11 protein-coding genes are annotated in these 13,193 nt (G+C 73.7%); 4 read left to right on the forward strand and 7 right to left on the reverse strand.

Features of this window, described 5'->3' with window-relative positions:
* Nucleotides 1-51: 51 nt before the first annotated feature.
* From Vau01_RS11995 to Vau01_RS12010, 4 genes are read right to left on the reverse strand one after another with little or no spacing between them, the layout of a single operon-like run.
* On the reverse strand, nucleotides 52-891 hold the full coding sequence (locus tag Vau01_RS11995; protein WP_203990773.1) for a class I SAM-dependent methyltransferase: 840 nt from the start codon (nucleotides 889-891) through the stop codon (nucleotides 52-54).
* Nucleotides 892-935: 44 nt separating this feature from the next.
* Entirely contained in the window at nucleotides 936-1,313 is a 378-nt protein-coding gene (locus Vau01_RS12000) for a hypothetical protein (RefSeq protein ID WP_203990776.1), read from the reverse strand.
* 56 nt (nucleotides 1,314-1,369) lie between these two features.
* A complete protein-coding gene (locus Vau01_RS12005) occupies nucleotides 1,370-2,155 on the reverse strand; it encodes a hypothetical protein (protein ID WP_203990778.1) in 786 nt (261 codons plus the stop codon).
* Between the two features lie 54 nt (nucleotides 2,156-2,209).
* A complete protein-coding gene (locus Vau01_RS12010) occupies nucleotides 2,210-3,076 on the reverse strand; it encodes a hypothetical protein (RefSeq protein WP_203990780.1) in 867 nt (288 codons plus the stop codon).
* Nucleotides 3,077-3,155: 79 nt separating this feature from the next.
* Here Vau01_RS12010 and Vau01_RS12015 point away from each other — a divergent pair, with 79 nt between their 5' ends.
* The gene (locus Vau01_RS12015; RefSeq protein ID WP_203990782.1) at nucleotides 3,156-3,614 is read left to right on the forward strand and encodes a hypothetical protein; all 459 of its coding nucleotides are present in this window, start codon (nucleotides 3,156-3,158) and stop codon (nucleotides 3,612-3,614) included.
* Nucleotides 3,615-3,649: 35 nt separating this feature from the next.
* Here the strand turns inward: Vau01_RS12015 and Vau01_RS12020 are convergent, their stop codons facing one another.
* Both Vau01_RS12020 and Vau01_RS12025 read right to left on the reverse strand, forming a co-directional pair.
* The gene (locus tag Vau01_RS12020) at nucleotides 3,650-4,516 is read right to left on the reverse strand and encodes a TolB family protein (RefSeq protein ID WP_203990784.1); all 867 of its coding nucleotides are present in this window, start codon (nucleotides 4,514-4,516) and stop codon (nucleotides 3,650-3,652) included.
* Nucleotides 4,513-5,559, reverse strand: a complete 1,047-nt coding sequence (locus tag Vau01_RS12025) for an FAD-dependent oxidoreductase (RefSeq protein ID WP_203990786.1) — start codon at nucleotides 5,557-5,559, stop codon at nucleotides 4,513-4,515. The genes Vau01_RS12020 and Vau01_RS12025 overlap by 4 nt, the downstream gene beginning before the upstream one ends.
* 25 nt (nucleotides 5,560-5,584) lie before the next feature.
* On the opposite strand from Vau01_RS12025, the gene Vau01_RS12030 reads away from it, so the two are divergent.
* Both Vau01_RS12030 and Vau01_RS12035 read left to right on the forward strand, forming a co-directional pair.
* Nucleotides 5,585-7,792 (forward strand): thiamine pyrophosphate-dependent enzyme, encoded by a 2,208-nt coding sequence (locus Vau01_RS12030; RefSeq protein WP_203991086.1) that lies wholly within the window; start codon nucleotides 5,585-5,587, stop codon nucleotides 7,790-7,792.
* Between the two features lie 75 nt (nucleotides 7,793-7,867).
* Entirely contained in the window at nucleotides 7,868-8,128 is a 261-nt protein-coding gene (locus Vau01_RS12035) for a hypothetical protein (protein ID WP_203990788.1), read from the forward strand.
* Here the strand turns inward: Vau01_RS12035 and Vau01_RS12040 are convergent.
* Nucleotides 8,113-11,556 (reverse strand): Hsp70 family protein, encoded by a 3,444-nt coding sequence (locus Vau01_RS12040; RefSeq protein ID WP_203990790.1) that lies wholly within the window; start codon nucleotides 11,554-11,556, stop codon nucleotides 8,113-8,115. The two genes, Vau01_RS12035 and Vau01_RS12040, sit on opposite strands and share 16 nt — an antisense overlap.
* Here Vau01_RS12040 and Vau01_RS12045 point away from each other — a divergent pair.
* On the forward strand, nucleotides 11,515-13,182 hold the full coding sequence (locus Vau01_RS12045; protein WP_203990793.1) for a hypothetical protein: 1,668 nt from the start codon (nucleotides 11,515-11,517) through the stop codon (nucleotides 13,180-13,182). The two genes, Vau01_RS12040 and Vau01_RS12045, sit on opposite strands and share 42 nt — an antisense overlap.
* Nucleotides 13,183-13,193: the final 11 nt, after the last annotated feature.

Below are 13,193 nucleotides of genomic sequence, written 5' to 3' on the forward strand. Positions count from 1 at the left end.
CGGTACCGGGTGGTACCACGGAGACCAGTCTCCGCCTCCCGGCGACCGCGGTCAATCAGCCGGCGCCTCGCGGCCGCACCGCCAGAAGTGCAGGGTGATCGGGTGCGTCCGCTCGATGAACTCCGCCGTGCCGAGGAGCGCGCGGAGGTCGCGGTCGAACGCCGGTAGCCGGTCGCCGAACAGGTGCGGCGCGGAACTCGACAGCGAGTACACCGACGCGACGACCTCGGCGGCCGACCGGCGCACCACGCGTCCCGGCAGTTCGACGTCGTGGGGGCCGTCGAACCCGGCCGCCCGGTAGATCACGTTCTCGTCGTTCGGGGTGCCATCGGGCAGGGTGCCCGCGCCCGCGCGGCGGACCGGGCCGAGGTACCGCTCCACGAGGTCGTCGATCGCGTCCCAGGGCGGGCCGTCGGTGCCGGCTCCGCGATGGGTCATCGCGGAGACGTGCACCAGCGTGCCACCGCGCCCGAGGAGGCGACGCGCGTGCGCGGCGACCCGTGGCCGGTCCATCCAGTGGAACGACTGCGCGAACGTCACGACGTCGACGGTCCCGAGGTCGGCCGGAAGGTCCTCGGCCCGCATGCACCGCCACTCGACGTTGCTCTGGGCGGCCGCCCGTTTGGCGGCTTCCGCGACCATGTCCGGGTCGGCGTCGATCCCGATCGCCCGCGCGACGTGCGGTGCGAGCAGGAGCGTCAGCGACCCGGGTCCGCATCCGACGTCGACCAGCACACCCGTGCCGTCGAGGCCGAGCTCGGCGACCACGGCGTCGGCGAGCTCGGGCGGGTACGCCATGCGGCCCGTGGCGTAGAAGGCCGCGGAGCCGGTGTAGAGCGACGGATCCCAGGACCAGCCGGGGTTTCGGGCGGTTCGATCGGCGGCGGGCATCGGAGCAGAATGCGGGAGACGCGCGGCGCCCGCAACCGAATAGGTCACCCCGTCGACGCCGACGGGGCCGATGGCGAACAGGCCGCGGTGATGGCCTCGCTCAGGCGGACCGCGAACGCCGGGTCCGTCTTCGCCCGCTCGTCGAACGCGGCCACCTCCGCCTCGGTGAGCTCGGCGTACCGCGGCTTGCTCGCGTACGCCGAGGCCATCTCCGCCGGATCGGTGTAGACGCGGGACTGGACGGCGCACAGGTGCGCGGCCGTCGCCTCCAGGTAGATCGCCTCGCGGCGGGCCTCCTCCGACACCGGCGCGGCGGCCGTGGTGGCCTTTGGCGGCGACGCGACCCCGCCGCCGGAGTCGCCGTCGGAGCCGCACGCGGCGAGACCACCGGCGAGACCGCCGACGAGGAGCGCGACGGTCACGGCGCGACGGAAGTGCAGCATCTCAGGCCCTTTCAGCAGCATCCGATGAACATCGGTCAGGCGACGACGATCTTGAGGTCGTCGGTGGACGAACCGCCGTCCCAGGTGGCCTTCACGGTCGCGGTGTACGTGCCGGCCTTGAGCGCGGTCGCGTCGAGGCGCACGGCGGCGTAGTCCTCGACGCCGACGCCGAGCACCGGCCCGCCGTTCAGACCCGACGAGGTGCCGTCGGCCGGGTACACGACGGTCATCCCGGCCGGCGCGGTCACGGTCACCCGGAAGTTGGTCACGCCGCTCTTGCGTCCCAGGTAGCTGATCTGCGTCCAGGCCGGCGCGGTGCGGGTGAGCGTCACCGACGAGGTCTTCTGCACCACGGCGTCACCGATCGGCGCGACCACCGGGAGCGTCGCGTTCGCCGTGACCGTCTTCTTCGTGCCGACGCAGGTGGTGGCGCCGTCGGCGACCTCGGTGTAGGTGGCGGTGAGCTGCATCGGGATCAGCGCGATCGGCGCGGTCGTCGGCACCGACAGCTTGAACGCGGTGTAGTCCATCGCGCCGGCCTTGAGCGTGTCGGCCTTGGACAGCGACGCGAACGTGGCGGTGTTGCCGGGGTAGGTGACGGTCACGTTGGCGCCCGACGCGGTCACCTTCAGGCCGCAGATGTCGTCGGCGGCCGCCCACATCGTGCCGACCCAGCCCGACTGCCCGGGCAGCATCGGCGACAGCAGCGGGACGACGAGGCCCAGGTCGGGGGTGTCGGCGTTCGCCGCGGTGGCGGGCAGCAGGGCGGCGCCGCCGGCGGCGAGGGCGACCGCCGCGGCGGCGATACGGGAGAGGCGCATGGGATCGGTCCTTCGGGTTCGGGTTCGACAACAGATGACGATCCGCGCCGGGGGTTACTCCGGCATCGCCGACCAGGTGCCGTACTGGTGCACCGCGACGCCCTCGAACGCGCCGAACCGGGCGGCCGCGGCGTCCACGTCCCGGAGGGCCGCGTCGAGGTCGGCGCGACGCGTGAAACCGCAGTGCGCGCAGTCGGCGACCGGCTGGGTCTCCACCGCGAGCCGCACCGGCAACGCGGCGCGGCCGGCCCGGTCGAGCAGGTCGGTGGCCACGTCCATGATCGAATTGGGACCGGTGGCGGTGGCCCGGTAGCTCATCACGGTGAGCGCGTCGACGCGGGCGATCACCTCGTCGGCCAGCGTCGCGGCGCCGACCGGCACGGTGTGGTACCAGAACGGCACGTCGGCCTCGAGCGGCAGGTCTCCCCCACGCAACGCGTCGAGGACGCCCAGCAGGCCGGCGACGGCCCGGTCGCGGCGCGTCGACCAGTCCGGCAGCAGGTACGGCTCGACGTCCACGTGCAGGCCACGGAAGACGCCCAGCGCCAGCACCGTGTCCCGCCAGGCGAGCGCCCTGGCGGGGTCGAGGGCCCAGTCCGGTTCGCCGCCGAGCGCGTCGAGGCGGATCCCGGCCTCGTCGCACAGCGCGCGCAGGCGGACGAACCAGGCCGCGTCACCGTTCGTCCGGGCGTCGCGGTCGACGTGGACGAACAGCGCGCGGACGCCGTGCACCCGCGCCCAGGCCACCATCGGCTCCGCGTCGGTACGCGTCCACACCCAGGCCGCCCGCGTACCGGGCGGCGCGACCGGCGACTCCGGCGCGAACGGCGGGAGCCGGGCCGGTGCGGCCGCCACCAGCAGCCCGCACGTCAGCAGGCCGCCGAGCACCGTCTGCACCGCCCCCTCCAGACGACGCCTCACCCTGTACCCATCGGGTCCGCCCGCCGCGCCTTGAGCGCTCCGTTTTGCGGATCATGGACGGTGCACCGAGAATGCTGACATGTCGGTAACGCGGTGGGCGGCTCCCCTTCTCCTGGCCATCGCACTGGCGGGCTGCACGGTCAGCGTCGAGCCGGACGCGTCCGCCTCCGGCGGGCCGTCGTCTCCCGCTCCCGGCGCCTCGGGGTCCGGCTCCTCGGGGGCCGGCTGTCCGTGGGCCGAGAACCGCGGGCAGGCGTACGAGCCGGAGACGGGCCGGATCAAGCTGGTCAGCACCTGCCTCGACACGCAGGCCGCCGGCGCCGTCTACCGGACGGCGGCCGTCGCCGAGCGCGCCGGCCGGTACACCGACGGCACGCCCGTCGCCGTGCTGTGCATCGACTTCGGCGGCGAGAGCTACCGCGACAGCGGCGGCTACGCGTCCAAGATCTGGTTCAAGATCGACAACGACGGCGGCACGGGCTACGTCCCGCACGCCGCCACCGGCTACGCCGACATCAACGCCGAAGACGCCTGCTGAATCTCCTGCCGCCATGATCCGAACCGCTGCGACGTTCAACCCACCGGATACGCGACGAACGCGAACCGCCCCGAGTCGGGGGACCAGCTGTTCACGTTGATCGTCCCCTGTCCCCCGAACACCGGGTAGCGCCGCAGCACCGTCCCCCACTCGGTCGTCGCCACCACGCGCACCTCGACGTCCAGGTCGGCGGGGTGGCCGAGCGTCCCGGCCGGGAACGCCACGTACGCCGCATACCGCGAGTCCGGGGACAGGTGCGGGAACCAGTCCACCGTCGGGCTGGACACGAGCCGCTCCGCGCGTCCCCCCGCATCGGGAATCCGGGCCAGCTGCGCGTGCCCGGGCGCCGTCGTGAAACCCTCGGTGTTGAAGTAGATCCACCGGCCGTCGGGCGACCATTCGGGACCGTCGATATGTCCGCCCCCGGTGTCGACCACCACCGGCGGCGCGGGCGGCGCCAGCACGGCCAACCGTCCCGGTTCGGTGAAGTCCCGGATCTGCACGTACGCCAGCCGTTTCCCGTCCGGCGCCACCCCGTGCAGGAAATGCCAGAAACCGTCGTCGGGCGTCAGCCGCTCCACGGCCCCGCCGATCAGCGCGCCGCGGTAGATATGGCCGTCGTTCGCCGACATGAAGATATGGTCGCCGTCGGGGTCGAGCACGTGGTCGTTGTTGATGTCGGGCAGCCCGTCGAAGTCGATCGCCTCGAGGCCGGCGGGCGCGTCGAGATCGAGCCGCCAGAGGCGTCCGTCGCCGTTGACGTACAGGCTGCGCCCGTCGAGCGACCAGTTCGGCGCCTCGATGAGCCGGTCGCGGGTCTCGAACACCAGGTCGGGGCGGTCCGTCGCCGGCCCGCCCGACCAGATCTGTGCGCACTGTCCGGGCGCGAGCGTGCGGTTCATCGGTCTCCCGCTTCCGTTGGGGTGGTCCCGTCCGCCACGGCCCGGGCGATCATGGTGCCCAGCAGCGGGGCGAACTTGAACAGGTTCTCGCCGTACACCGCGAGAACCCGGCCCCGCCGCACGAACCGGAACCCGTCGCCGAGGTCGGGGTTGTGCGTGCAGTACAGCCGGCCGACCACCCGCGGTTCGATCGCGGGCAGGTGCCGGGCGACGTAGTCGGTGACCACCTCCCGCGACGCCCGCTCGGCGGCTTCCGGTCCGGCCTCCCACGCGACCGCCGGCCCGGCCACCTGCGCGCCGACCGTCCACGTTCCGGGGTGCGGGGTGTGCTGTGACGTGTGCTGGTACGTCGACGGCTCGTCCTTCGTGATCCAGCACTGCAGCGGACCGGGTGCGCCCGGGCGCACCGGGAAACTGAACCGTACGTGGTGCTCCAGCGCCGGCGGCGTGTAGATCCCGGCCGTCGCCGCCAGCGGCGAGGTGCCGGCACCGGCGCAGAGCACCACCGCGTCGACGTGCTCCGGCCCGCCGTCGGCCGACACCGTGACCCGGTCGCCGGTCTCCTCGATGCCGTACACGTGCGCCCGCCGCACCCGGTTACCGACCGCGGCGGTGAGGAACGCAGTCACCCGGTCGACCCGGATCACGCCGCCGGCCGGGTCGACGAGTGCCGGCCCCGCGAACCGGTCGGTGGGCAGCCGCAGCAGCGGCGATCCCGCCTCGACCACCTCGTGACCGGCGCCGGCCGCGGCCATGGCGGCCACCCACTCGTCGGTCCCCGCGCCGCTGACCACCGTGCCGACGTCCTCGATCATCGGCACCCCGGCCCGCTCCGACCATCCGGTGAACGCCCGCCGCGCCCGCGCGGCGAGGTCGACCATGTCGGGGTAGGCGTGGGCCAGCCGGAAGATGCGGGTCTCGCCCGCCGACCGCTCGCCCATCGGATCGCCCCGCTCGTAGCACGTCACGTCGGCGCCGAGCCCGACCAGCCCCAGCGTCGTGGACAGCCCGACCACCCCACCACCGATCACCGCGACCCGCACTCGACTAGCTTAGGAGGCTGTGACCGTGGAATCCGTCGACGAGCATCTGGTCCGCCGCCTCGCTTCGCTGTCGCCCGCGTCCCCTGGCGGGGCCGTCGACGTGGAACCCGACCTGCTGCTCCGCTACTTCGACGCGCAACTCCAGGCCCGGCACCTCGACCTCGCCCTGCGGTGGCTGCAGTCGCAGCGGGAGGGCTTCTACACGATCGGCTCCAGCGGCCACGAGAGCAACGCGGCGGTCGCGCTGGCGCTGCGCCCGACCGACCCGGCGCTGCTGCACTACCGGTCCGGTGGCTTCTACGCGGCGCGGGCCGGGCAGGTGCCGGGCTCCACGCCGATCACCGACGTGCTGCACTCGGCCGCCGCGTCGACCCGGGACCCGATCTCGGGCGGCCGGCACAAGGTCTTCGGCCATCGGGCGCTGTCCATCATTCCCCAGACGTCGACGATCGCCTCCCACCTGCCGCGCGCGATGGGCCTGGCGTTCGCACTGGGCCGGTCCGCCGCACCCACCCCCTTCCCCACCGACGCGGTGGTCGTGTGCAGCTTCGGCGACGCGTCCCTGAACCACTCGACGGCGGCGGGCGCGCTCAACGCCGTCGGCTACAGCGTCCACCAGGGTCTGCCGATGCCCCTGCTGCTCGTCTGCGAGGACAACGCCATCGGGATCAGCACGCGCACCCCGCGTGGCTGGGTCCGTCAGGTGCTGTCGTCGTTGCCGGGATTCGAATACGCACACGCCGACGGCACCGACCCCGGGCACCTGCTCACCACGGCCGCGGAGGTCGCCGCCGCGGTACGGACCCGGCGCCGCCCGGTGGTGCTGCACCTCGAAACCGTCCGGTTCATGGGCCACGCCGGCTCCGACGCGGAACTGGCCTACCGCAGCCACTCCGAGATAATCGCCGATTACGCCCGCGACCCGATCCTGGCCACGGCGTCGGCCCTCGCCCGGCACGGCATCCTCACGCCGGCCGAGAGCCTCGACCGCTACGAGAACACCCGCAAACTCGTGATGGACGAGGCCCGGTCCCTGATCGGCACCGTCCGGCGCCTGTCCGACCCGCCAGCGGTCACCGCACCCCTGACCGAACGCCACGTGGCCGACGTCCGCGCCGCGTCGTTGCGGGTCGGCCCACCCGATGCCGCCGCCACGCCCGCCACCACGGGGCGCGCCGCGGCGTTCGGTGGCCGGCCTCCGGAGACGCGCGGACCGCTCACCCTCGCCCAGTCGATCAACGCCGCGCTGCACGACGCGCTCCTCACCTGGCCGAACGCCCAGGTGTTCGGCGAGGACGTGGCCCGCAAGGGCGGCGTGTACGGCGTCACCCGGGGGCTGCGCAAGGCGTTCGGCGGCAGCCGCGTGTTCGACACGCTCCTCGACGAGCAGTCGATCCTCGGGCTCGCGCTCGGCGGTGCCCTCGCCGGCACCCTGCCGATCCCCGAGATCCAGTACCTGGCGTACCTGCACAACGCCGAGGACCAGCTGCGCGGCGAGGCCGGTTCGCTGCGGTTCTTCTCCAACGGGCAGTACCGCAACGGCATGGTCGTGCGGATCGCCGGCCTCGCGTACCAGAAGGGCTTCGGCGGGCACTTCCACAACGACAACTCGGTGGCCGTCCTGCGTGACATTCCCGGCCTCGCGCTCGCGGTCGCGTCGCATCCCGGGTCGGCGCCGGCCCTGCTGCGCCAGTGCCTCGCGCTGGCCGAGCGGGAGGGCCGGGTGTGCGTCTTCCTGGAACCCATCGCCCTGTACCACACCCGCGACCTCCACACCGACGGCGACGGCCGCTGGCTGGCCCGCTACGCGGAGCCGGCGGACTGGACGGAGGCCCCGCTCGGTTCGGTCCGCACGGTCCGCGAGGGCGCCGACCTGACGATCGTCACCTTCGGCAACGGCGTCCCGATGAGCCTGCGCGTCGCCGAGGCCCTCGCGCACGACGGCGCACAGGCGGGCGTCGTGGACCTCCAGTGGCTGGCGCCGCTGCCCGTCGACAGCCTGCGCACGGCGCTCGGGAACGCCGAACGGATCCTGGTGGTCGACGAGACCCGGGCCAGCGGCAGCGTCTCCGACGCGGTGGTCGCCGCCCTGACCGACGCCCACTTCCCCGGCCCGCTGGCCCGGGTGAACAGCCTGGACAGCTACATCCCCCTGGGCCCGGCCGCCGACCAGGTCCTGTTGAGCGAGGCACAGATCCTGCACGCCGCCCGAACCCTCCTCCAGCCCGGTTGACGGGCGCGGTCGCATTCACGGGCGTCGCCGTACCATCCGTGTCATGGGGGGACGGCGGATCCGGTTCAAATACTGGTGGACGCGCGTGTGGCGGCCCCGAATCCCCGAACCCGCGCGCTCGAACTCGACTCCGGCACCCACGACGCCGCCCGCATGCTCTACGCGTCGATCCGCACCAACCCCATGCGCAAACCACTGATCGACCAGGCGCACCTGACGACCGACCAGTGGTTCCTCCTCCGCGACTCGGTCGCCGCGTGGACCGGGCAGCGCGTCCTGATCGATCTCGCGCACCTGCGCGGCACCGATCGGGCGCGTCCCTACGACGAGCTCTGAACCAGCTCGCTCAGCGCGTCGACCGTGATCGCGAACGCGCCGCCGGTGTCGCGGTCACCGACCGCCAGCACGCCGATCACCTCGCCCAGGTCGTTGACCACCGGCCCGCCGCTGCCCTCCGGCGGCACCGACAGGCCGGTGCGGATCAGCCGCAGCCCCTCGTCGGGGAACGACTCGAACCCGTCCACCAGGCCCTCGGCGGTGGGGCCGGCGACGCGGTCGCCGACGTGCACGAGCCGGGCGTACCCGAGGCGCGGCACCGCGCGGTTGATCGGGGCGGCGGTGCGCAGCAGGGCGAGGTCGACGCGCTTGTTGTCCGGCAGGTGCACGCCGGCCACGGGAGTGCCGTCGACAGACGCGGTGCCGTCCGCGATCCAGTGCCGGTTGGTGGCCACGAGCCGGTCCCCCACGACGAAGCCCAGCCCCCGCACCTCGGTGCCGTCCGGCCGGCGGACCACCACCGGCACCGTCATCGCGGACGCGTGGGCGCGCAGGTCGGCCGGCGGAACCGCGCCGGTCTCGGCGAGCGCCCGCCGGTAGCCGTCGGTGTCGCCGGTCTCGGCGAGGCAGCGCAGCCGGCGGTGCCGGTCCGCCGGGTCGGTGAGGTGCCCGGTGACGTCGTCGAGCGACCGCAGCGCGGCCGCGTACTCGCCGGTGTCGTGCTGCTGCCGGAACCGGTTCAGCGGGTCGGGCCCGGCCATGGCCAGCTGGGTCAGCGTCGCGTTCCAGCGTTCGATCCGGGCCAGCCGCGACTGCAGCCGGTCGAGGCCGTCGCGCAGTTCCCGCACCAGGTGACGCCCCTGCGCGACCGCCTGCTCGGTGTCGCCGCCGACGTCATGGCGCAGGAACCCGCGCGCGTTGAGCATCAGGTCGCGCAGCGGCGTCACCGCGAGCATGAGTTCGCGGTCGGCGTCGTCGGCCTCGGCGACAATCGTCGCGAGCTGCCGGCGGGCGTCGGGGTCGGTGGGCGGGGCGGCGCGGTGACCGGCGAGCCGGATGCGGAACTGCCGCAGGGTCGCCTCGGCGCCGGTGGGTACGTCGTCGTCGATCCGGTCGGCGATCTCCCGGCGCAGCTCCTCCAGGACGGTCTGGCGTTCCCGCCGCCCGGCCATGTCGCTGATCTCGGCCGGCGACAGCAGCGTCGTGTCGGTGACGCGGATCGAGCGGGAGTTGCCGGTGCCGAGGTCCTGCGCGGTCACCTCCAGCACGCAACTGGCGTCGATGGCGAACCGCACCTCGATCTGCGGCACGCCAGCCGTCGCCGGTGGCAGGTCGCCGAGCCGGAACTGGCCGATGCGGGCCGCCGCGTCGAGGCTCCCGTTGAAGATCTCGATGCTGACCGCGGTCTGGTTGTCCTGGGTGGTGCTGAAGATCTTCTTCTTCTCCGTGGGAATGCTCGCGTTCGCGGGGATCAGCTCGGCGAACTCGTCGATCTCGCGTTCCACGTCGAGCACCCGCACGCCCATCGCCAGCGGGACGACGTCGAGCAGCAGCACCTCGCGCAGCTTCCCGTCGAGCACCGCCGCCTGCAGGGCGGCGCCGACGGCCACCGCCGTGCGCGGGTCGCGCAGCGCGGTGCGCTTCAGGCCGAAGACCCGCTGCACCACGTCCTGCACGAGCGGCGACAGCATCGGGCCGCCGACGAGGACGAGGTGACCCGGCCTGCTCGCCAGATCCTCCGCGAACCGGGCGCAGGTGCGGCGGAGCGTGTCGAGCGGCTCGGTCAGGATCTCGGCGAGCTCGGCCCGGGTCAGCCGCAGCGTCACGTCGGTGCCGTCGACCAGATCGCGCAGCAGGTACTCGGCCTCCTGCTGGGCCGAGAGGCTGATCTTCAGGTACTCGGCGGCCACGTCGAGGCGGCGGCGGACGCCACCGGTGTCGGGCACCTCGATCCCGTCGCGGCGCAGCCGCTCCCGCAGGGCCGCGCAGATGACGTCGTCGAAGTCGCGCCCGCCGTAGTGGTTGTCGCCGAGCACCTGCTCGACCTCGTACACGCCCTCGGAGACGTCGAGCAGGCTGACGTCGAGCGTGCCGGCGCCCAGGTCGACCACGACGACCCGGCCGGAGAGGTCGCGGTCGCGGGCCGCCGACATGCACGCGGCGGTCGGCTCGTGGATCAGCCGGACGACGTCGACGCCGGCCACCCGGCAGGCGTCCCGGGTGGCGTGCTTCTGGTTGTTCAGGAAGTACGCGGGAATCGTGAGCAGCGCCCGCGGCCGGTCGAGCCGCAGGTCGTTGTGCCGCTCGGCGTCGGTGAGCCACTCGTCGCGGACCTCGCCGAGCTCGGCGCGCGCCAACTCGCCGACCCGTTCGCGCACCCGGTCGGCGAGGAAGTTCTCGACCAGCCGCCGGCCGTGCGCGATGAACAGCGCCGCGATCTGCTCGGGCCGGTAGTTGCGGTCGCGGAACCGGTACCGCCGGCCGGACCCCATGCTGCGCTTCGACGTGCGGATCTGCCCCGCGACCCACGAGGCCAGCAGCTCCTCGCCGGCCAGGCCGATCACCTCGTTGCCCTCGCGGTCGAAGCTGACCGTCGAGGCGAACTGGTCGCGGCCCTTCCACGGGCACAGCACCGCCCGGCCGGTCTTCGTGTCGTAGATGGCCGCCGAGCAGGTGGTGGTGCCGAGGTCCAGCGCCCAGATGCCGGCGTACCGGGCGTCGACCTCGATCCGGGCCTGCGACACCCACGCCTGCGCGCGGCTCTCGAACGCCGACCGGCGGTACCCGTCGATCCGGTCGACCACCGCCGTGACCCGCGCCCGCAGCTCGGCCGCGACGCCCTGGTCAACGCGCAGCCGCCGCAGTTCCTCGACGGCGGGTCCGGCCTCCACGCCGCCGGCCGCCCGCGCGAGGCAGCGCTCGGCCAGCTCGTCGAGGGCGCCGGCCCGGCGCAGCCAGTCGGCCAGGCGCGGATCGTCGACGGCGTCGTCACCCCGGTCGGCGACCAGGCACCGGGCCGCCGCCGCGAACTCGCCGGCCCGCGCGTACAGGTCGGCCGCGGCGCCGGGGTGCCCGGCCTGCTCGCGCAGCCGCGCCGCGCCGACCAGGTCGCCACCGGCCTCCCGCGCGCCGGCCCGGGCCGCCACGCCCGCGTCGCTGCTGTCGGCGCGGAGCACGCGGTCGGCGTCACCGAACCGGCCCGCCGCCCGGAACAGCTGGTGGGCCCGGTAGACGTCGCCGGCCAGCTCGGCGTATCGCGCCGCCTCGCCCGGGTCGCCGCAGTCCTCCGCGAACGCGCTCCACTGCCGGTAGACGGTGTCAGCGTCGCCGGCCTCCAGCAGTCGCCCGAAATACCGGCGCCCCTCCGCGAGCACCGCCGCCCGCGTGGCGGCGAGGTCCTCGCGCCGGGCGGCGACCGCGTCGGTCTGCGGCGTCGCGGTGTCGAGGTGCCCCAACAGGTCCTTGACCAGCCGCGCGGCGCCGGTCACATCACCGGCCCCGACCAGCGCGTCGACCTCGGGCCGGCGGCGGCCGACGAGGTCCGCCACCCGGTCGGGCCGGTCGGCCGGGCAGTACCGCAGCGCGTCCGCGACGTTGCCGACCTTCTCGTGCAGGATGCTGAGAAGATCGGGCCGATCCAGGTCGTTGGCGAGGCGCAGGCCGGCGTCATGGTCCGGCTTTCTATTGGACGCGGCACAGAGCTCCACGGCCCGCAACCGCTGGGCCGGGGTGGTGGCGAGCCGTACGGCGTCGGCGCCGTTGCCGAGGAACCGGTGCATCTCGAACAGGTCGGGCCGCGTCTCCTCGGGCAGGTCGGCGAGGAAGCCGCGCCACAGCGGCTCGTCGTCGTCGAGGCGGGCCCGCTCCAGGTGGACGGTCATCGCGGTCCCCAGCGTGGCGGCGTCGAGCAGGCCGGCGGCCCGGATCCGCAGCAGGTGGCCCACCAGCAGGTCGGCCCGCCCGACCGGCGCGACCGTGCCCACCAGCCGGTCGCGGGCGGCCCGCTGCAGGTCCGGCAACGGCACCCGCGAGGCGATCGTGAAGACGACGGTCAGCGCGTCCGGGTCGGCACCGTCGACGAACCCGGCGAGCCATTGGTGGTCGGCGGGCCCGAACGGGTAGCGGCCGGCGGGCAGGTGCGCGTCGTACCGCGTCACGAACGTGGCGGCCTGCTGCGGGTCACGCGGAAGCGTGAGTTCGACGGCCTCGCGGTAGGCGCGGGCGGCACGGTCGAGGGCCGGCCCGGTCGGCGGCCCCGCGCGGAAGGTTTCGGTGAGGGTCTCGACGGCCTTGCGCAGCCGCCGGTCGCCGCCGGAGAACCAATCGCGGACCGGCATGGACCCCTCCCCCGGTGGACGTCGACTGTGCCGAATCCTATGCCCGGGGTCGGACAGGGACGTGCGGGCGTGCGGTACCGTGCTCGCTTCGAACGGGGGTTATCGATGAAACGGTTCTCGACGGTGCTGCTCGCCGCGCTGGTGGCGGTGTCGCTGGTCGGCGTCGCGGGGTGCACCAAACGCAAGTCGAAGGCGGGCAAGTCAACGTCCAAGTCGCGCAAACGCAGCGACTCCGACGCCGACAGCACCACGAAGCCGGCCACGACCCGGCCGTCGCCCAGCGCGTCGACGAACGACCCGGTCGGCAAGGCGTGCTCCGAGATCCTCGACCAGGTCAACACCGCCACCGGCGTCACCTGGCGCCTCGACGACAGCCAGAGCCAGGCGACGCCCGACACCATGCGCAAGGGCGGCGCCCGCAAGTGCCACTTCGAGATGTCCAGCACCGCTACGCTGCCTGCCGCGATCATGGGCCTGACGCTCTACCGCATCGACCGCCGGTCCGACCGCGGCCCGGAGGACGTGCGCGAACACGCCGAGAAGCAGGCCAAGTGCACCGAGAAGCTGCCGTCGCCGCCGGCCCAGCTCACGCTGGCCGTCCAGTGCCTGGAGCGCCACGGCGGCACGCTGTTCGACGTGCAGACCACGCTCAGCGGCCCGACCGGCTACGTGCTGATCTTCGTCTCCATGCAGCCCGCCAAGGCCTCGACCACCCTGGATACCAAGGCCCGCGACATCGGCCGCAAGTCGGCCGACATCGCCCTCGCCTCGCTCTGACCGGTCTTCCA

The organism is Virgisporangium aurantiacum (assembly GCF_016863635.1).
GTDB lineage: Bacteria > Actinomycetota > Actinomycetes > Mycobacteriales > Micromonosporaceae > Virgisporangium > Virgisporangium aurantiacum.

Coding starts and splice junctions, on each gene's coding strand:
- Vau01_RS12020 (WP_203990784.1), bottom strand. CDS start 4,516: ATGAACCGCACGCTCGCGCCCGGACAGTGCGCACAGATCTGGTCGGGC.
- Vau01_RS12015 (WP_203990782.1), top strand. CDS start 3,156: ATGTCGGTAACGCGGTGGGCGGCTCCCCTTCTCCTGGCCATCGCACTG.
- Vau01_RS11995 (WP_203990773.1), bottom strand. CDS start 891: ATGCCCGCCGCCGATCGAACCGCCCGAAACCCCGGCTGGTCCTGGGAT.
- Vau01_RS12005 (WP_203990778.1), bottom strand. CDS start 2,155: ATGCGCCTCTCCCGTATCGCCGCCGCGGCGGTCGCCCTCGCCGCCGGC.